Origin of the sequence: Arthrobacter pascens, from assembly GCF_017052465.1 — a bacterium.
GTDB lineage: Bacteria > Actinomycetota > Actinomycetes > Actinomycetales > Micrococcaceae > Arthrobacter > Arthrobacter pascens.
In genome coordinates this window covers 54,679-73,712 of sequence record NZ_JAFHKT010000151.1, presented here as the reverse complement: position 1 = coordinate 73,712, position 19,034 = coordinate 54,679, and the positions used below count along the sequence as shown (strand labels likewise).

Annotated in this window: 20 protein-coding genes; 16 read left to right on the top strand and 4 right to left on the bottom strand. The window is 65.9% G+C overall.

Features of this window, described 5'->3' with window-relative positions:
- The first annotated feature begins 115 nt into the window (after nt 1-115).
- The 9 genes from JYA52_RS18545 to JYA52_RS18505 all read left to right on the top strand — a co-directional run bounded on the left by JYA52_RS18545 (nt 116) and on the right by JYA52_RS18505 (nt 10,934).
- Nucleotides 116-1,312 carry an MFS transporter gene (locus JYA52_RS18545; protein ID WP_205654730.1) on the top strand — a complete coding sequence of 399 codons (1,197 nt, stop codon included), beginning with the start codon at nt 116-118 and terminating at the stop codon, nt 1,310-1,312.
- 75 nt (nt 1,313-1,387) lie between these two features.
- A complete protein-coding gene (locus JYA52_RS18540) occupies nt 1,388-2,890 on the top strand; it encodes a bifunctional phosphatase PAP2/diacylglycerol kinase family protein (RefSeq protein WP_205654729.1) in 1,503 nt (500 codons plus the stop codon).
- A gap of 140 nt (nt 2,891-3,030) precedes the next feature.
- On the top strand, nt 3,031-3,975 hold the full coding sequence (locus JYA52_RS18535; protein ID WP_205654728.1) for an ABC transporter ATP-binding protein: 945 nt from the start codon (nt 3,031-3,033) through the stop codon (nt 3,973-3,975).
- A 4-nt stretch (nt 3,976-3,979) separates the two neighbouring features.
- On the top strand, nt 3,980-4,861 hold the full coding sequence (locus JYA52_RS18530; protein WP_205654727.1) for an ABC transporter permease: 882 nt from the start codon (nt 3,980-3,982) through the stop codon (nt 4,859-4,861).
- Nucleotides 4,862-4,881: 20 nt separating this feature from the next.
- Nucleotides 4,882-6,174, top strand: coding sequence for a sensor histidine kinase (locus JYA52_RS18525; protein ID WP_205654726.1), 1,293 nt, complete (start codon nt 4,882-4,884; stop codon nt 6,172-6,174).
- Entirely contained in the window at nt 6,171-6,893 is a 723-nt protein-coding gene (locus tag JYA52_RS18520) for a response regulator (protein ID WP_205654725.1), read from the top strand. Before JYA52_RS18525 ends, JYA52_RS18520 begins: the two co-directional genes overlap by 4 nt.
- Before the next feature lie 87 nt (nt 6,894-6,980).
- Entirely contained in the window at nt 6,981-7,916 is a 936-nt protein-coding gene (locus JYA52_RS18515; protein WP_205654724.1) for an intradiol ring-cleavage dioxygenase, read from the top strand.
- Between the two features lie 21 nt (nt 7,917-7,937).
- Nucleotides 7,938-9,266, top strand: coding sequence for a M18 family aminopeptidase (locus JYA52_RS18510; protein WP_205654723.1), 1,329 nt, complete (start codon nt 7,938-7,940; stop codon nt 9,264-9,266).
- Nucleotides 9,267-9,512: 246 nt separating this feature from the next.
- Nucleotides 9,513-10,934 carry an amino acid permease gene (locus JYA52_RS18505; RefSeq protein WP_205654722.1) on the top strand — a complete coding sequence of 474 codons (1,422 nt, stop codon included), beginning with the start codon at nt 9,513-9,515 and terminating at the stop codon, nt 10,932-10,934.
- Between the two features lie 141 nt (nt 10,935-11,075).
- On the opposite strand, the gene JYA52_RS18500 is transcribed toward JYA52_RS18505, so the two are convergent.
- Nucleotides 11,076-11,411 (bottom strand): YnfA family protein, encoded by a 336-nt coding sequence (locus JYA52_RS18500; RefSeq protein ID WP_205654721.1) that lies wholly within the window; start codon nt 11,409-11,411, stop codon nt 11,076-11,078.
- 119 nt (nt 11,412-11,530) lie between these two features.
- Here JYA52_RS18500 and JYA52_RS18495 point away from each other — a divergent pair, with 119 nt between their 5' ends.
- The 5 genes from JYA52_RS18495 to rplI all read left to right on the top strand — a co-directional run bounded on the left by JYA52_RS18495 (nt 11,531) and on the right by rplI (nt 16,074).
- Nucleotides 11,531-14,074 (top strand): hypothetical protein, encoded by a 2,544-nt coding sequence (locus JYA52_RS18495; RefSeq protein WP_205654720.1) that lies wholly within the window; start codon nt 11,531-11,533, stop codon nt 14,072-14,074.
- A 225-nt stretch (nt 14,075-14,299) separates the two neighbouring features.
- Nucleotides 14,300-14,605 (top strand): 30S ribosomal protein S6, encoded by a 306-nt coding sequence (gene rpsF / locus JYA52_RS18490; protein WP_205654719.1) that lies wholly within the window; start codon nt 14,300-14,302, stop codon nt 14,603-14,605.
- A 55-nt stretch (nt 14,606-14,660) separates the two neighbouring features.
- Nucleotides 14,661-15,236: a single-stranded DNA-binding protein gene (locus tag JYA52_RS18485; RefSeq protein WP_205654718.1), complete on the top strand. Its 576-nt coding sequence runs from the start codon at nt 14,661-14,663 to the stop codon at nt 15,234-15,236.
- Between the two features lie 128 nt (nt 15,237-15,364).
- Complete coding sequence (rpsR, locus tag JYA52_RS18480; protein ID WP_003800144.1) at nt 15,365-15,604, top strand: 30S ribosomal protein S18; 240 nt, start codon at nt 15,365-15,367, stop codon at nt 15,602-15,604.
- A 17-nt stretch (nt 15,605-15,621) separates the two neighbouring features.
- On the top strand, nt 15,622-16,074 hold the full coding sequence (gene rplI / locus JYA52_RS18475) for a 50S ribosomal protein L9 (RefSeq protein ID WP_205654717.1): 453 nt from the start codon (nt 15,622-15,624) through the stop codon (nt 16,072-16,074).
- Nucleotides 16,075-16,188: 114 nt separating this feature from the next.
- On the opposite strand, the gene JYA52_RS18470 is transcribed toward rplI, so the two are convergent.
- Complete coding sequence (locus JYA52_RS18470) at nt 16,189-16,611, bottom strand: DUF1801 domain-containing protein (RefSeq protein WP_205654716.1); 423 nt, start codon at nt 16,609-16,611, stop codon at nt 16,189-16,191.
- Between the two features lie 144 nt (nt 16,612-16,755).
- On the opposite strand from JYA52_RS18470, the gene JYA52_RS18465 reads away from it, so the two are divergent.
- Both JYA52_RS18465 and JYA52_RS18460 read left to right on the top strand, forming a co-directional pair.
- On the top strand, nt 16,756-17,382 hold the full coding sequence (locus tag JYA52_RS18465) for a CE1759 family FMN reductase (protein WP_205655265.1): 627 nt from the start codon (nt 16,756-16,758) through the stop codon (nt 17,380-17,382).
- Nucleotides 17,383-17,441: 59 nt separating this feature from the next.
- Nucleotides 17,442-17,810, top strand: a complete 369-nt coding sequence (locus tag JYA52_RS18460) for a TFIIB-type zinc ribbon-containing protein (protein ID WP_307869440.1) — start codon at nt 17,442-17,444, stop codon at nt 17,808-17,810.
- A 30-nt stretch (nt 17,811-17,840) separates the two neighbouring features.
- Here JYA52_RS18460 and JYA52_RS18455 read toward each other — a convergent pair whose 3' ends face one another.
- Together JYA52_RS18455 and JYA52_RS18450 are read right to left on the bottom strand one after the other, a co-directional pair.
- Entirely contained in the window at nt 17,841-18,407 is a 567-nt protein-coding gene (locus JYA52_RS18455; RefSeq protein ID WP_205654714.1) for a hypothetical protein, read from the bottom strand.
- Nucleotides 18,408-18,411: 4 nt separating this feature from the next.
- Entirely contained in the window at nt 18,412-18,849 is a 438-nt protein-coding gene (locus JYA52_RS18450) for a hypothetical protein (RefSeq protein ID WP_205654713.1), read from the bottom strand.
- Nucleotides 18,850-19,034: the final 185 nt, after the last annotated feature.

The following is a 19,034-nucleotide window of genomic DNA, read 5'->3' as shown; positions in this document are numbered from 1 at the left end:
TCTGGGATTTCCTGCGAAAAGTGAGGGAGGGTTGGCTGTTTTGCAGCGAAAGGTGAGGGAGCGTCGGGGCTGCTTGAAGGTCTTGCGCTTGGCGGCGGATCGCTAGAGTTATCCAATGACTACCACCCAGCAGCTTGTCGACCGGCAGGTATCCTCCGCAGCCATCGCCACGTTTATCATTTTCGGCGCCAACGGCCTGGTTTTCGCCAGCTGGGCGGCGCGTATTCCGGCGGTCACGGAGACTCTTCACATTTCGTCCGGCCAGATGGGGACGCTGCTGCTGTGCACCGCGGTCGGCTCACTGATTGCCCTGCCCACGGCAGGGCACGTCATCGGTCGGATCGGCACGTCGAACAGCGTGCGGGCCAGCGGTTTTCTGGCCGCGCTGGCAGCGGTGGCAATCTCCGTTTCACTTCTGGCGGAGTCGGTTCCGGGCACCGCTGTGGCGTTGTTCTTTTTTGGCATTGGCATCGGACTCTGGGATGTTTCCCAGAATGTTGAAGGCGCCGACGTCGAACATCGCCTGAGGCGCACAGTCATGCCCAAGTTTCATGCGGCCTTCAGTGGCGGCGCCTTTGTGGGGGCACTCATCGGTGCCGGGCTTTCCGGATTGGGAGTCGGGCTGCCCCAGCACCTGCTGGTCATCGCCGCGGTGGTTGCCGTCCTGACTTTCATCACGCCGCGCTATTTTCTTCCGCATGCCGCACCGCAGGCGCAGTCCGCCGATGAGACGAAACCGGACCGTGGCCCCTCTGCCTGGCGTGACTCACGGACCCTGCTCATTGGCGTGGTGGTGCTCGGTGCCACGCTGACGGAGGGGGCCGGCAACGACTGGATCGCGAAAGCCGCCGTCGACGGCCTCGGCACGTCGGAGTCCACCGGCGCGCTGCTATTTGCGCTGTTTGTTCTGGCCATGACGGGCATGCGGTTCTTTGGCGGCAGCGTCATCGACCGGTACGGACGCGTGGCGGTGCTGCGGTCCAGCATGGCAGCGGCGGCTGCCGGGCTTGGGCTGTTCGTCTTCGCCGGCAACGTCTGGCTTGCCGCCGTCGGAGCGGCGCTGTGGGGCGTTGGAGCCGCCCTGGCGTTCCCCATGGGCATGTCCGCAGCAGCGGACGATCCGAAGCACGCGGCGGCACGGGTGTCGGTCGTTTCCACCATCGGATACGTTGCCTTCCTTGCCGGCCCTCCGCTGCTCGGCTATCTGGGCGACCTCACCGGAATCCACTTGGCACTCCTGGCAATCGGTGCCCCCATCCTGGTGGCACTGCTGCTTGCCGGCGTGGCCAAGCCGCTTTCTTCCCGGAAGTAGCCCCGCGGGCGCGCCGTGGCGCCCGTTCCCTTCAGGGGCAGTTCCCTTCAGGGACACCGGCGGTAGGGTGGGGAAATGCGAAGAATGCTGCGAAGGGGCCCGGGCTGGGTGGCCGGCCTGGACCGTGCACTGCTGCGGTCGATCTCGGCCTTCCCGGGTGGTCACCATGACGCCTTCTTCCGCAGGCTGTCCGCCTCCGCGAACAAGGGCAAGCTCTGGTTCGCCGTCGCCGCCGGGGCCGCCCTCGTTCCCGGACGCACCCGCCGGGCAGCCGTTCACGGTCTTCTTGCCCAGGGCGTGGCATCCGCCGTCACCAACCTCGGCTTCAAGACTTTGCTGCCCCGCAGACGCCCCCTGCCGGAGCACCTGCCGGTGTTCCGTTTCGTGCATCCGCAGCCGACGAGTTCGTCGATGCCGTCGGGACATTCGGCATCGGCAGTTGCCTTCGCACTGGGCACAGGATTCGTACAGCCAGCCTTGGGAGCGGCCGTGGCTCCCATCGCCGCGGGCGTTGCATACTCCCGCGTGCATACAGGAGCGCACTGGCCTTCCGATGTCCTTTTCGGTTCGGCCATCGGTGCCTGCGCCGCCCTGGTGACCAGGACATGGTGGCCCGTCCGTCCGCCGTTTCCGCCCACGACGAGGAGCCGCGGCGAAGCGGCGAAGCTGCCCGGAGGTGAGGGCCTCAGTATCGCCGTCAATACACTGGGCGGCTCGTTTACCGAGGAGACCGCCGCAGCCCTCGGGGAAGTATTCCCTTTGGCGCATATAACGATCATCGAACCTGAGCATGATGTTGCCGAACAGATGGAAGTGGCAGCTACCAGGCCCGGCATCCGCGCGCTGGGCGTGTGGGGAGGCGACGGAACGGTTGGCACCGCCGCGGCCGCCGCCATCCAGCTCAACCTCCCGCTTCTGGTACTCGCCGGCGGAACCCTCAACCACTTTGCCCGCGACGCCGGCACGCAGTCGCTGAGGGATGCGGTCGCAGCCGCCACGGAAGGCCAGGCTGCCCGGGCGGACGTGGGCATCGTCAGGGTTGAGCGGGGACTGGCGGACGACCCCGAAAGGGCAGAGCTCATCATGCTCAACACCGCGAGCATCGGCCTCTACCCGAACCTGGTCCGCCGGCGCGAGCAACTCCAGCCGGCACTGGGCAAACCGCTGGCCGGTGTGGTGGCGATGTTTCGGACGTTCGCCGCCGAAAAGCCCATCACGATCGTCGTGGACGAGGTGCGGCACAAAGTGTGGATCATGTATCTGGGCCGTGGCCGCTATTACCCAAGGGACCACGCCCCGCTGCTCCGCCCGGTGCTGGATGACGGCGTATTGGACGTCCGGATGATCACCGCGGATGAATCCTTCGCCCGCGTCCGCATGCTGTGGTCGGTGCTGACAGGCACCGTGGGCACCTCCCGACTCACCCATCTGAGGGAGGCCACCCATGTCCGGATTGAAGCCGGCTCAGCACCCATGGTGCTCGCCGTGGACGGCGAAACCGTGCCCGGCGTCAGGGGGGCCGAATTCACCCTCAAGCTGGGTGCATTGACTTACTACTCACCGCGCGGCGAGGGCTGAGGCTCATCCGTCCGGATGACACCAGGGGACCCTGATTCAACCCTGAATCATCCCTGAGACCGGCGAAATCCGCCCGAGCCCTCGGTAGCGTGGACAGTGCACACCAACCGGCACTCCGCAGCACGCAAAGGACCGCTTCCATGATTGAGGCACAAGGCCTGACGAAGGTCTACGGCGACAAAACCGCCGTCGACGCCGTCAACTTCACCGTCCAGGCCGGACGGGTCACCGGCTTCCTGGGCCCCAACGGGGCCGGCAAATCGACCACTATGCGCATGATCATGGGGCTGGACAGCCCGACGGCGGGAACGGTCACCGTGAACGGTGTGCCCTTCGCCCGGCACGCGGCCCCGCTGCGTGAGATCGGAGCCCTGCTGGACGCCAAGGCCGTCCATACGGGACGGTCGGCCTACAACCACCTGCTGGCGATGGCCGCCACCCACAGCATCCCCAAGAAGCGCGTCCGCGAAGTCATCGAGATGACGGGCCTGGGCGACGTCGCCAAGAAGAAGGTGAAGGGTTTCTCCCTCGGCATGGGGCAGCGCCTCGGCATCGCCGCCGCGCTGCTGGGCGACCCGCAGACCATCATCCTGGACGAACCCGTCAACGGCCTCGATCCCGAGGGTGTCGTGTGGGTCCGCAACCTCGTCAGGTACCTGGCCTCCGAGGGCCGCACGGTGTTCCTCTCCAGCCACCTTATGAGCGAGATGGCCCTCACGGCAGACCACCTGATCGTGATCGGACGCGGCAAGATCATCGCCGATGCACCCATCAAGGACATCATCACCGGCAACGGCCAGGGCCGGACCCGCGTCCGCACCGACCAGCCGGATCAGCTCATGAACGTCCTCGCCGGAAACGGAGTCTCCATTGAGGTGCAGGACCATGAACTCCTCGAGGTCAAAGGCCTGGACCCCCGCACGATCGCACGCGCAGCGCTCGACAACCGCGTCATGATCTACGAACTCACTCCCCTGCAGGCCAGCCTGGAAGAGGCTTACATGGAACTGACCAAGGATGAGGTCGAATACCACTCGCTGATCACCACGGGAGCCCCTGTTCCCGCCCAGCCCGGAGGCAACTAAAGCCATGAGCACATCAACCTTCGTCCAGCCAGGGTCCGGCAGTACCGGCCCCGTCAACACCTCCGGGAACGCCCGCCCGCGACCAGGCCCAAGCTTCTTCCGCGTGCTGAACTCGGAATTCATCAAGTTCCGGACGCTCCTGTCCACGCTGATCCTGCTCGCCTCCACCGCTGTGGTCATGGTGGGATTCGGCGCCCTGTCCGCGTGGGGAACCGGCCAGTTCGCTGATGCGGCCGCGTCCGACCCCTCGGCGGCGGAAGCCATGGCAGCCCAGGGCGGGGACCTGGCCGTCACTGTTCCCACCTCCGGCATCGCTTTCGCCCAGCTGATCCTTGGCTCACTCGGCGTGCTGTTGATGAGCTCGGAATTCACCACGGGAATGGCCCGCTCCACCTTTGCCGCCGTGCCCAAGCGGATCCCCGCCTTCCTCGCGAAGCTCGTGGTGGTGATGGTCAGCGCCTTCCTCCTCACCGCCGTGTCCACTTACATCGCAGGCCTGGTATCGGTCCCCATCCTGGACAACTACGGACTCAAGCTGGATCTGGGCAGCGCACAGTCCGTCAAGCTGCTGCTCGTGAACAGCGTCTACGTAGCCTCCGTGGCCGCCATCGGGATGGCCATGGGGACGCTCGTCCGGAACTCGGCAGGCGGCATCATGAGCCTCGTGGGACTGTTCTTCGTGGCACCCATCGCCTTCCAGCTGATTCCCGGCGAGTTCTTCGAGGAAGCCCGCAAGTACCTGCCGGGCAACACCATCAATCCGCTGACCGCCGTGGAGCACGTCCCGGACACGCTCGAAGCCTGGCAAGCGGCGCTCGTGCTGGGTGCCTGGGTAGTGGTGCCGCTGGTCCTGGCCATGGTCCTGTTGAAAAAGCGGGATGTGTAGGCCCGCACCGGGCTCGCCCCATGATTGAAGCTGTACCCGTGAAGGACGCACCGGCCGGGCTGGCCGGTGCGTCCTTGGCAGATATCGCCGCCCGGCGCCGCGGCCGTCTCCGCCGCTACCTGCACAGGCACCCGCGCCTCATGGACGTGGTGGTCACCGGCTGCTACCTGCTGCTGGTGACACCCACGATGGTGGACGCGGTGCGCGGCGGCGGATGGCTGGCGACGGGCCTGCTCGTCGCCGTCGCACTGTCCCTGTTGTTCCGGCGGAGCCATCCGGTGGCCCTCGTTGCGTTCATCGCAGCGGTGGAGGTGGCCGTCACACTGCTGCACCCCTGGGGATCCAATGTTTCGGCAGGACTCTGGTTTTCGCTCTATGCCGTGGCCGTGGTCCACACCAGGCGGTTCGCGCTGGTCACCCTGGCCCTGGCGACCGCCCCTCTGGCGCTGCTGTACTTCTTCGCGGCTGTGGGTCCGCTGGAAAGGGAACTGCCGGCCCACGCGTCGTCACCGCAGGAATTTCAGCTAATTTCCAGCATTGCCGCGGGAACGAGCATCGCGCTGTCCAACATCGTCGCCACCGGCATCGGGATCTCGGTGCGCCAGCGCCGGGAGCACGAACAAGAGGTCGCCGCGTGGGCCGCCCAGGCCGCCAGCCTCGGTTCCGTCAACGAGCGGAACCGCATCGCACGGGAAATGCACGACATAGTGGCCCACTCGCTGACCGTCATGGTCACGCTTTCGGACGGGGCCGCCGTCGTCGTCAAGAAGGACCCTGACCGCGCCGCGGAAGTGCTGGCCGAACTGTCCAGGACCGGGCGGATGGCGCTGGCGGACATGCGCCGGGTCCTGGGTGTCCTGCGCGACGACGCCTCCGCCGCCGGGCAGGCTCCCCGCCAGCCGCTGGCCTCCGGGGACAGCTTCGCCAAGCTTCTCGACGGCTTCCGTACGGCCGGCCTCCCCGTGCACTACTCCCACACCGGACCTGCGCTGCCGACCGATGCCGCGTTCCAGCTGACGGTCTACCGCATAGTGCAGGAGTCGCTGACCAATGTGCTGCGCTACGGCCGGGCACTGAGCCGCGTGGACGTCACAGTGCGGCGGGACGGCTCCATGGTCAGCATTGAAGTGGTCGACGACGGCAGGGGCGCCGCGGAGACCGCCGCCGGCGGTCTGGGCAGCGGACATGGCCTCACCGGGATGAAGGAACGGGCGGGGATTTACGGGGGTACGGTGGAGGCGGGGCGGACCGTCAACGGCGGATGGCGGGTGCGGGCCGTCCTGACGCTGAACGGCAACAAGGGGGAAAAATGAGCGAAACCGGACAGGTCCGGGTTCTGTTGGCGGACGACCAGCCGCTGCTGAGGATGGGCTTCCGGCTCATCCTGGAAGGCGAAGACGATCTCGAAGTGGTGGGCGAGGCGTCCGACGGAGCCGAGGCCGTCAGGCAGGCCCGCGAACTGGAGCCGGACGTCGTCCTGATGGACGTGCGGATGCCGGTCGTGGACGGCATCGAGGCAACCCGCGCCATCACCGGATCCGGCTCGCGGTCCAGGATCATCATCCTCACCACCTTCGACCTGGACGAGTACGCCTTCGCCGGGCTGCAGGCCGGAGCGTCAGCCTTCCTGCTCAAGGACGTGGCACCGACCGAGCTCGTCCAGGCAGTGCGCGTGGTGGCCAGCGGCGACGCCGTCGTGGCACCCCGCGTCACCCAGCGGCTCCTGGACACCTACGTCCGCGGCGACGGTGCGGGTGCCGCTTCCGGCGACACAGCACCGGTAGCTCCCGCGGCGCCGGCGCACCGGGACCCGCTCCTGGAGGACCTCACACCGCGGGAAACCGAAATGCTGGAAGCGATGGCCGAGGGGCTGTCCAACGCCGAAATCGCGCACCGGTACTTCCTCTCGGAAGCCACGGTCAAGACGCACGTCCGGCGGATCCTCACGAAGCTGCACTTGCGGGACCGCGTCCAGGCAGTGGTCTACGCCTACGAAACGGGGCTCGTGACGCCCAGCAATCCCGATTATTGATCCGATGTTCGGCGGGCTTCCGCCGAACACAGCTTCCTCACAGGATTGCCCTATGCCGGCCATAGCCGCCTGGCGTTTCATAGATCCATGACCACAACACACGCCCCTGGCGGGCAGCAGCCCCAGCAGGAACCACACCCCGACCATGACCGCGGCCTTGAGTTCGACCTCTCCACGTTGATGACCCGCCGCTCCCTGGGCATGTTCTTTGGCGCCGGGACAGCGGCCGCCGCCGTGGCGGCGTGCACGCCGGGCGGATCCACCGCCGGCGCTTCCTCCCCTGCCGGAACAACGTCCGCCGCCGCCGGATCCACGGCAACGACGACGGCGCCCGCGGCTTCCGCTGCTGCCTCCGCCACCGCGAGCCCCACGGTGACCCGGGCGATCGCCGAGTGCGGCGTGGAGATTCCGCAGGAAACGGCCGGACCGTACCCGGGCGACGGGTCCAACGGGCCGAACGTCCTCGAGGCGTCCGGTGTGGTGCGGCAGGACATCACGTCCAGCTTCGGCACGTCCACCACGAAGGTCGACGGCGTGCCGCTGACCGTCACGCTGACCCTGCTCGACAACGCCAACGGCTGCGTGCCCCTGGCGGGCGCCGCCGTCTATGCCTGGCACTGTGACCGCGACGGAAAGTACTCCCTGTACGACTCCGGGCTGGACAACGAGAACTACCTCCGCGGCGTGCAGGAGGCGGACGCCAACGGCCAGGTCACCTTCAAGACCATCTACCCGGGTGCCTACAACGGCCGCTGGCCGCACATCCACTTCGAGGTCTTCGAATCCATGAACAACGCCACCGCAGCCGGGCAGGTCCTGGCGGTCTCGCAGATCGCACTGACCGACGCCGCCTGCAAGGAGGTCTACGCCTCCTCCGGCTACGAGACCAGCGCCCGGAATTTCCCGAATACCACCCTGAAGTCGGACAACGTCTTCGGTGACGACGGCGGCATCTACCAGCTGGCCACCATGTCAGGATCAGTGCAGGCCGGATACACCGCCGGGCTCAACGTCACCGTCTAGGGCAGCGCTAGACTCGGAGCCATGCCTCTCCACTCCTCTGCCACAGACCACATCCGGGACCTGGGCGACTATGTCAGTGCGTCGCCGTCGAGCTTTCATGCAGTGCACGAGGCGTCACGCCGGCTGGATGAGGCAGGCTTCTCCGAGCTGTCCGAACTGGACCAGTGGGACGAAGCGGCCGGCAAGTTCTACGTTGTCCGGGACGGGGCCCTGATCGCATGGGTGACCCCGGAAGGCGCCGGCCCCACCACGGGCTTCAACATCCTGGGCGCCCACACCGATTCCCCGTCGTTCAAGCTCAAGCCCAGGCCCACCACCGGCAAATTCGGCTGGCTGCAGGCCGGCGTGGAAATCTATGGCGGACCCCTGCTGAACTCATGGCTGGACCGTGAACTGCAGCTCGCCGGGCGCCTTGTTCTGCTCGACGGCGCCGAGCATCTCACCGCCACGGGCCCGCTCCTGCGCTTTCCGCAGCTGGCCGTCCATCTGGACCGGGCGGTGAATGAGGGCCTCACGCTGGACAAGCAGCAGCACATGAACCCTGTCTTCGGGCTCGGCGACCCCGCCGGCGAGGACCTGCTGGGACTGCTGGCCGAACGCGTCACCGGCACCGGCCCCGTTGACCCGGCGCAGATCGGCGGATACGACGTCGTTATCGCGGACACGCAGCCACCTGCGGTTTTCGGAGCGAAGAATGAGTTTTTTGCCTCCGGCCGCCTGGACAACCTTTCGGCGACGCATGCCGGATTGGCTGCTCTTATCGCGCACGCGTCGGCAGGCTCAACCGGAGGGGCGGGCCGGGGCACAGAGCAGGCCCCGATCGCCGTGCTGGCTGCCTTCGACCATGAGGAAATCGGGTCGGCGTCACGCTCAGGTGCCTGCGGCCCCGTCCTCGAGGACATCCTGGTCCGCATTTCAGACGGCCTCGGAGCGTCGGCGAGCCAGCGGCGGCAGGCGTTTGCGGCGTCGTTCTGTGTTTCTGCCGACGCCGGCCATGCCGTCCACCCGAACTATCCGGAACGGCACGATCCCGTCAACCGCCCCGTCCTAAACGGGGGGCCACTGCTGAAGATCAACGCCAACCAGCGGTACGCCACCGACGCAGCGGGTGCCGCCCTCTGGGCGCGGCTCTGCGGTGAAGCGGACGTTCCGTACCAGGAGTTCGTGTCCAACAACGTCATGCCGTGTGGCTCCACCATCGGACCGCTGACGGCCACGCGGCTGGGCATCAGGACCGTCGACGTGGGCGTGCCCCTCCTGTCCATGCACTCCGCCCGGGAACTGTGCGGCGTGGAGGATCCCTACGCTCTTGCTAAGGTGACAGAGCGATTCTTCCGCGTCGCGGCGTAGTTCCACCCTGAGGGCGGACATTTCCGCGCCGTTACAAAACTGCACAACAGGCAACCAAAGTTGCCTCATGATGCTTCATCCTGGGGATCTGCCCGGTTTGGCTGCACGTAAATTGTGCGACTGCATAAGACTTCGCCGACCGCTGCTCACCTAGTGTGAGACGCACCATGTGGGACGCGGCACACGCCCCTGCCGGCTCCGGCCCCACAGCAAAAGACCTTAAATCAACAAGAGGACGGCGCATCCATGCACGCTGACCAGCAACTCTCGAAATCCCTGAAACCCCGGCACCTGTCCATGATCGCCATCGCAGGCGTCATCGGGGCAGGGCTGTTCGTCGGCTCCGGAGCCGCAATCCAGCAGGCCGGCCCCGGCATCCTGCTGGCGTACATGGCTGCGGGGATCGTGGTCATCCTGGTCATGCGGATGCTCGGCGAAATGGCCGCGGCCCACCCCGAGACGGGATCCTTCTCCACGTACGCCGACAAGGCACTCGGCCGCTGGGCCGGCTTCAGCATCGGCTGGCTGTATGCATGGTTCTGGATCATCGTGCTGGGCATCGAAGCCACTGCCGGCGCCGCCATCATGCACCGCTGGGTGCCCGGCATCGACCAGTGGGTCTGGGCCCTGATCCTCATGGTGCTGCTCACGCTCACCAACCTCGGATCCGTGAAGTCCTACGGTGAGTTCGAATTCTGGTTCGCCTCCATCAAGGTGGCCGCCATCGTCCTCTTCCTGGTCTTCGGCGTCGCAGCAATCCTTGGCCTCGTCCCGGGCGTTCCGGCCCCGGGGCTCAGCAACCTGGTTGGCAACGGCGGCTTCCTGCCGAACGGACCGGGCGCCGTGCTCGCCGGCATCCTCGTGGTGGTCTTCGCCTTCTTCGGAGCGGAGATCGCTACCATCGCTGCCGGCGAATCCGAGAACCCGGTCGACGCCGTCAAGAAGGCCGTCAAGTCCACCGTCTGGCGCATCCTGGTGTTCTACATCGGCTCCATTGCCATCGTGGTCACCCTGCTGCCGTGGAACTCCGCGAACGTTGCCAAGAGCCCCTATGTGGCCGTCATTGAACTGTTCGGGATCCCGGGCGCCGGCACCATCATGGACGTTGTGGTGCTTACCTCCGTGCTGTCCTGCCTGAACTCGGGCCTCTACACGGCCAGCCGCATGCTCTTCTCACTCTCCACCCGCGGCGATGCGCCCAAGTCCTGGACAAAGATTTCCAAGCGCGGCGTGCCGGCCGCAGCCGTGCTGGCCTCCACGGTGGTCGGCTTCGTCACCGTGGGACTGAACTACATCGCCCCGGACACGGTGTTCCTGTTCCTGGTGAACACGTCCGGCGCCATCGCCCTGTTCGTCTGGCTCGTGATTGCCTCGTCCCAGCTGATCCTCCGCAAGAGGATGGGTGCCGCCGCCAAGGACCTCGCACTGAAGATGTGGCTGTTCCCCTACCTGACCTGGCTCGCGATCGCGAGCATCGTCGCGCTCATCATCGGCATGATGATCCTGGACACCACCCGCGAGTCGCTCATGCTGTCGCTCGCCCTGGCCGCCGTCGTGGTGGGCTTCGGTGTGTGGCGCTACCGCAAGGGTGGGCCCGGTGCCGGGCTCGCCGTCGGGACCGCCCCTGAAACTGAACCCGCCAAGGTGGGGGCAGAGCCGGCGTCGTAGGTTCCCGACTGCCAGCGCTGTACCTCTCAAGTGAACCGTCCGCCCGGCGGGCCGCAACGGCCCGCCGGGCGGACGGCTTTGTGCTCCCCGCCTGCTCCGCCGAAACGCGGGCAGTTCAACGCTGGCGCCGGCGCAGCCAAGTCAGCTGTGGCGGGGCGCGAACATGATCAGCGCGACCCCGGCCAGGCACACTGCGGCGCCGATAAGGTCCCAGCGGTCCGGCCTGAATCCGTCAAGGATGATGCCCCAGACCAGCGAGCCCGCAATGAACACCCCGCCGTAGGCAGCCAGGACGCGGCCGAAATTGGCATCGGGCTGGAAGGCGGCCACAAAGCCGTAGATTCCCAACGCAACGACGCCGAGCCCGGCCCACCACCACGCCCTGTCTTCCCGCACCGCCTGCCAGATGAGCCAGGCACCGCCGATTTCAGCGGCCGCGGCAAGGGCGAAAAGCAGAACCGACTTCACGATCGTCATGGCTCCAGTATTTCGATCACCCGGACTGATCCACATTTACCCGTCATATGACTGGAACCAGAGCCGTTTTCCCTCTACATTCACAGCGACACTCAGAGTCCGACAGAAAATTGGGGAAAATGTCGCATCAACCGCCTGTTTCCGCGCACGCCGCGCCGCAACTGCCGCCGCACCAGCCCGGAACACCTCCGGAATCACACCAGCCCGGAACGTCTTCCGAGCCGGCCCGGGGTGCGGCCTCCCTGGATATCGGCCGGCTGTGGGCAGGGGCCGCCGTTTCGGTGGCGTCCTATATCGCGGTGTTGATCTTCAGCCTTGCCCTGATGGTGCTCACGCTTGCCGGCATCGCGGCCGGGCAAGGCACGCTCGTCCCTGCGCTTGACGGTGCCTTGCCCGCACAGGAAACTCCCGATGCCTGGTCGCAGCTGGGGCAGCTCACCGCCCAGCTGGTTGCCATGGCGCATTTGGGCACCATCGACACTGTGGTCCAGGGCGCGCTGCCCTTCTTTGGAACGATCCGCGGGGAGGGGCTGGCCCATGCGGTTCCCGTGACATTGCTGCTGGCCAGCGTGTTGTGCGTCTATTTCGGCAGCCGCCTCGCCGAACGGAGAATTCCCTCTGCAGGCAGGCCCCAGCTCCTGCTCCAATCTGTGGTTACCGGTGTGGTGTATTCCCTGCTGATCAACGGTGTGGCGGCAGCGGCTGCCGTCCGCTTTCCCGTCACTGACGCGTTCACCGTCGAGCCCATTTCCGCCGAGGATCCGTGGTCGGCCTTCGTGGCGTTCCTCCTCGGCGCGGGGGTGTCCGCGGTGTCACGGAACAGCGTCCTTGCCCGCCGCACTCCTCCCGTCCATCCGGTGCGCCTTCTTGGCATCCTGAACCTGCCCCTGGCCGCCGTCGCGGTGCATGCATCCCTCTTTGCTTTGGCCGCCGTTCCTGCGGCATGGATCACCGCCGCCGTGTCCGGGGGTTGGACCGCCCTGCTGTCCGGTCCCCTGTGGATCGGCAATGCGGTGGGCTACAGCCTCGTGACCGGGCATCTCGGGGGCCTGCGCGTTTTGGTGGAAACATCGCAGATCCTGGGCGGCCAGGAGAGCCGGAGCGAGGATCACACGGTGTACGGATTCGGCGCTGACGTCGCCGGCAGCGCCGTGGCAGGCGTGGCCTGGGCCGCCCTGGTGCTGGCCTTGGCCTGCACGCTTGCTACCGGCATTGCTGTCCTGGTTCGCCGGGGACAGGTGGCCTCATCCAACCTCCTGTCCTGGATTCCTGTGCCCGCAGGCTTCCTTGTCCTGGGGCTGCTGCTGATGCCGCTCCTGACCGCGCAGGCGGGCTTTGACGTCCCGGGCCTCGCTGCAGGGCAATACCTTCTCGCCCCGGCCTGGTGGTCGCCCGTGGTCTTCCTCGCCTGGGGGCTGCTGGTGGAAGTGTGCGCCCGCTTCCTCGCCCCGCACTTGCTGCCGTTGATGCCGGCCGGACTGCAGCGGCTGGTCCGCGCATTCCCGCCCGCCCCCGCCCCCGCAGCCTCGCCCTCCGGCCCGGCGTCCTCCGGCTCGGCGTCCTCCGGCGGGGAAGTGGCACTTGCAACCGCTTCCGGGAACGGAACCGGGATTGGTTCCGCTCCGCCACCCGCCCCGGCCCGGGAGCTGTCGGCCGGGGGAAAGAAGCACGCCCTAGTGGCGCTGGCCGTCGTCGGCAGTGTCATTGTGCTCGCCGTCGGTTCGGTGGTGGCGGTCAACGCGGTCAAGGCCGGCCCGGACAAGCTGGTGGGGGAATACGTTCAGGCCCTGGTGGACGGAGATGCCGAAAAGGCGCTTGCCATTCTGGATCCGGACATTCCCAATGAGGAGAGGTCCCTCCTGACCAACGAGGTCTACGGCGCGGCGGAGAACCGCATCGAGGGCTTCTCGGTGCTGTCCAGCAAGGTCTCCGGTGACTCAGCGGTGGTGCACGTCGAGCTCAGGCAGGGCGGGCGACGGCACGAGCAGGCGTTCAGTCTCTACAAGAACCGGCCGGAATTCCTGGACGACCACTGGAAGCTCGGCACCATCCCGTTGCAGCGGGTCGCCATTTCCGCCGACGCGGCTGTGCCGACCCTCGCCATTAACGGTGTCGCCGTGCCAACTGGGCAGGAGGACCCGAACGCGTTCGCCACATACTTCAGCGTGCCGGCCTTCCCGGGCTCCTACTCCGTCGGTCTTCCTGAAGGCGAAAAGTATCTCGCCGCCGCTCAACAGGAAGTGCTCGTAGCCATCGGGTCCGCACCCCAGTCTGCAGACGATGCGAAGCTCACGGTGACGGCGTCGGAGCAACTCCGGGCCGAGACATCACGGCAGGTCGACGCCGCATTGGCTGCCTGCGCGAAATCCACGGAGATGGATCCGCAGGGCTGCCCGTTTTCACGCTTTGCCTTTGGAGATGTCCGGAACGTGAAGTGGTCCATCACCTCCGAACCTGACTACACGATGCAACGGTCCTTCGACGGCACGTGGCGGCTCAGCGGCGGCACGCCTGGCGAAGCCTCCGTGGCGTACGAGCGGAATGCATCCTTCAGTAAGACCAGTCCTGAGTGGGAGAAGGAGACGGACCAGATGGATTTCTACGTCCGGGGCACCGTCTCGATAGCGTCGGACAAGGTGCAGGTGAAGCTCTCAGCGTACTGACGTGCCGTTATCCACATACGGGCCGCCGCGGCTGACGCCCGAGTCAGCACCGCGGTAGCCTCAAACCAGCTCATGAATCGCGGAAACCCTCTGCGATGCACTAGGATAGGGAAGTCTGTGCTGCGTCCTCCCTCCAATTTGGAGAAGGGCATGCACAGCACCGCAAATGAACCTCCTGTTACGGAAATGCCGTAACCGCTTAGCCCAAAGGAGGTGGGTTCACATATGCGTCCTTACGAATTGATGGTAATCATCGACCCCGAGGTCGAAGAGCGTACCGTAGAGCCGTCGCTTCAGAAGTTCCTGAATGTCATCACCAACGATGGTGGAACCATCGAAAAGGTTGACATCTGGGGCCGCCGTCGCCTCGCTTACGACATCAAGAAGAAGTCCGAAGGTATCTACGCCGTGGTGAACTTCACCGCCAAGCCGGAAACCGCCAAGGAACTTGACCGCCAGCTGGGTCTCAACGAGACCATCATGCGCACCAAGATCACCCGCCCCGAAGAGCAGAAGGTCGTTGCTGAGTAATTTCAGCACCCGGCTTTCATTCTTTACCCCGCAGGAACGAACAAGGAGGCAGTAGATGGCAGGCGAAACCACTATTACGGTCATCGGTAATCTCACCAATGACCCCGAACTGAGGTTCACACCGTCAGGTTCGGCAGTAGCGAACTTCACCATCGCTTCCACGCCTCGCACCTTCGACCGCCAGTCCAATGAGTGGAAGGACGGGGAAACCCTGTTCCTCCGCGCATCGGTATGGCGCGAAGCGGCCGAAAACGTCGCCGAGTCCCTGACAAAGGGCATGCGCGTGATCGTCAACGGCCGGCTGAAGAGCCGTTCCTACGAAACAAAAGAAGGCGAGAAGCGCACCGTTATCGAGCTCGAAGTCGATGAAATCGGCCCGAGCCTGCGCTACGCCAACGCCAAGGTCAACCGCACCCAGCGCTCCGGCGGTCAGGGTGGCCAGGGTGGCTTCGGCGGAGGCAACAGCGGCGGTGGATTCGGTGGCGGCCAGGGTGGAAACCAGGGCGGCAATACCGGAGGAACCTGGGGCGGCAACCAGCCCGCAGCGCAGGAAGACCCCTGGGCCACGCCCGGGGTCAGCAGTGCAGGCGGAGGCTGGGGCAACGGCCCGGATTCCGAACCTCCCTTCTAAAACAACACATTAAAGGCCCGACGCCGGGACCGCCCGGGTGCCATAAGGCACCGAGGTGACTGCCGCCGTCGGACCACCACCATCCCGTGGATCAACATCCACGGGCTCCATAGAATAGGAGCTCCACGATGGCTAAGGCTGAACTCCGTAAGCCCAAACCAAAGTCCAACCCCTTGAAGGCCGCTGACATCACCGTCATCGACTACAAGGACGTAGCATTGCTGCGCAAGTTCATCTCCGACCGCGGAAAGATCCGCGCCCGTCGCGTCACTGGCGTCACGGTGCAGGAACAGCGCAAGATCGCCCAGGCAATCAAGAACGCCCGCGAAGTTGCTCTGCTGCCTTACTCCGGCGCTGGCCGCGGCTAAGGAAGGGATTAACTAACATGGCAAAGCTCATTCTGACCCACGAAGTCACCGGTCTCGGTGCTGCTGGCGACGTCATCGAGGTCAAGGACGGTTACGCACGTAACTTCCTGCTGCCCCGCGGCTTCGCTCTGACCTGGACCAAGGGTGGCGAGAAGCAGGTTGAGTCCATCAAGGCTGCCCGCGTCGCCCGCGAGCACGCTTCCCTGGAAGATGCTCAGAAGCAGGCCGCCGCTCTGTCCGCTAAGCCGGTCAAGCTGGTTGTCAAGGCTGGCGAAAGCGGCCGCCTGTTCGGCACGGTCAAGCAGGCCGACGTTGCTGACGCTGTTGAGGCCGCTGGCCTTGGCCGCATCGACAAGCGCAAGGTTGAACTGCCGACGCACATCAAGTCGGTTGGTTCCTACCAGGCCAACGTCCGTCTGCACGACGACGTTGCCGCTGTGATCGAACTCGACGTAGTCGCAGGCAAGTAGTCTTTCCGGCGTCCCACGCCTGATTGCTGCGCAGTCCTGAACTGCTGACGGCCCCCGCTGTCGGATTCCTCCGGGAATCTGGCGGCGGGGGCTTTCGCGTTAAGCTGCTGGCACTCAGGGCTGGTGGACCACAGTCGTGTAATAGCGGTAACCGGCGCGGATCAGCGCGGCGAGGGCATCTTCGTCGATGTCCTCGAGATTGTTGACATAGACGCAGCCGGCGCCGACTTTGTGCTTGCCCAGCCGGGCGAGCAACTCGGCGGCCTCCGGTGCGGCGCTGAGGCCGTACAGGGAGAGGCTGGCTTTGCGCGGCGAGAACCCGACCGCCGCGGAGTCCCCTTCGCGGCCGCTGTCGTACTTGTAGTGGTACCGGCCGAATCCCACGATCGTCGGACCCCACATCTCGGGCTCTTCGCCGGTCAGCTCTGCCATGAGCTCTCGGAGTCGGAGCGCGTCCCGGCGCCGGACAGGGTGGTCCACGGCGGCCAGGAAGTCATCCGGCGAGGCGCCCGTCACCTGCGTCTTGTTTTCTGCCATGGACGCAGTGTACGTCCGTCTCTGCAGGTACGGGCTGAGAGCCTTTGAACTTCTGAGCCGGAATAAACGCCGGAGCGCCCGGGTTGACAGGGGTAGATGCAAACGCATGTACTGTCCAAAGCAGTCGACCCTGAGGAGATCGCCGTGGAAACCCGCCGCATAACCGTTCTGTCCGCTGGCCTGGGAGTGCCGTCGTCGAGCCGGCTGCTGGCCGACCAGTTGGCAGATGGGGCCACGCGGAAGCTGTCCGCGGCCGGCTACGCCGTCACCGTCGATGTGGTGGAACTGCGTGACCTGGCCGTGGACGTAGCCAACAACTTCGTCACCGGCTACGCGGGCCCCCGCCTCGCCGAGGTCATCGCCGGAGTGGAGGCGTCGGACGGCATCATCGCCGTGAGCCCGGTCTTCAGCGCCTCGTACAGCGGGCTCTTCAAGTCCTTCATCGACGTGCTGGACCCCAAGTCGCTCGACGGAAAGGCCGTGCTGCTCGCTGCCACGGGCGGAACCGACCGCCACCAGATGGTGCTCGACTACGCCATGCGCCCGCTCTTCAGCTACCTGCGGGCCCGTGTGGCCGCGACGGCCGTTTTCGCCGGCCCCCAGGACTGGGGAAACACGGACGACGGCGGAACTCCGCTTTCGGACCGAATCGAGCGTGCGGCGGGTGAGTTTGTCCACCTTCTCGACGGTGTGCAGCCCGGCAGTAAACAGCCGTCCTTGGAGTCCCAGCCGTTTGAACAGTTGCTGGCCGGAATCACCGCGGGGAACTGAGGGGCGCCCCCGCGAACTATTCCCGGCAGCCGCTCGTTGTGCGGGACATGAAATGTCCTGTGGATTCTGTTGACCTGATCATGAGCGAACGCAGCGGTGTGGAGATTGACTACTGCCCCCAGTGCCGCGGGGTATGGCTTGACCGCGGCGAGCTGGACAAGATCATCGACCGCGCGGACTCGTTCGGGGGAGCCGCGGCGACTTCGCCGGCCGCCCCGCCGGCTCCGGGCATGGTCCCGCCGCCCCTGTATCCGAATCACGACCTGCGGCGGGAGCAGCCCCGCTACGACAAACCGCGGTATGACAAGCCGCAGTATGACAAGCCGCAATATGACGACCGCGGCCACGGCAAGGGCTATGACCGCGACTACGACCGGCGCCGGCCGAAGAAGAAGGAAGGCTGGCTGGGCGACCTCTTCGACTTCTAAGGGGCGCCCGACTGATTAGCGCCGGACTGGCTAATCGTCCAGCAGGGCGATGAACTCGCGTGCCTGCTTCATGGTGATGTCCGAGTGCTTTGTGAGGGCGGTGGCGGCGGCCTCGGTGTTGCCGCTCTTGGCCAGGGTGCGGATGCGGCCGTAGATCTCGTCATTGAGCATGTTGCTGCTGACCTCGCGTGTGACATCACCCTTGCTGGCGATCGCCCGGTACCGGTAGGGGAACCGCTGGGGAGTTTCGTCGTCGGCTTCCGGTTCGCTGGGCGCAGCCGGTTCGGCACGGTAGGGCTGCGGGTGGGCGGCCAGCGCGGCCACGGCGTCCCGGGAGGCACGGAGCCCGAGTCCGGAAACCTCGTAGTAGAGCTTGATGGCAGCCATGGCCTGGCCCTGGGCGATCAGGGCATAGAGCCTCCGGTGCTCGTCCTCGGAAAGCCTTGCCGCAGCCACTTTGGCCAGGTCAGCGGATTCCGGCGGAGCCTGGGCGGGACCGCCGGCGGGCCGCTGCCGCCGGCTCCATGCGCGAGCGGCCAGTGTCACGGCGACGGTGACGGCCACTAGGATCAGGAGGGGGATCACAAGCGATTCCATGGTTCTAAAGCCGATCTACATATTGCTTGGCGGTTAAGAGGTCCGAACGGGTTGCCTGGCGCAGGAGCCTGATTGCCTGGATCTTTTGCCCGTTGCGCACCATTGACTGCAGCTGGATCGCCAGCTGGGGGTTGAGCTGGCCGCCGGGCAAAACAGCGCCGTGGGAGGCCTGGGCGAGGACTGCATCCCGGGCGTGATCCTGCTGCTGGGTATGTTGCTGTTCGTTCTGGCTGGGACGCGTAGCCGCGTCAACGCGGGCACGCGCCGCGGTTGCCGCCTGGACTTGGGCGGCATAGTGCGCCTGTGACCGCATGGCGAGATCCAGCTGATAGCGTTCCGCCTCCGACATCCCGGAATCGCGTGGCCTCAGCGCGGTGGACAGGGCCCACAGGACCGCAACGAGAACGAGGACAGGCAGTATGACTATCAGTGCGTCGCCCATATCTAGAGCTTAGGCCAGTTAAGTGTTATCCACAGCATATGCAGGAACACGTATGCGGCGCCCGAACCGGGCCGCTGCTGACGCTGGCCGCATGAAGCACCGCGGGAGCGGCCCAGGACAGGCAGGAATTGCCCGGCCGGGTCGGCGAGATTGATCACACTGCGGGCATATTCCAAGCCAAAAAC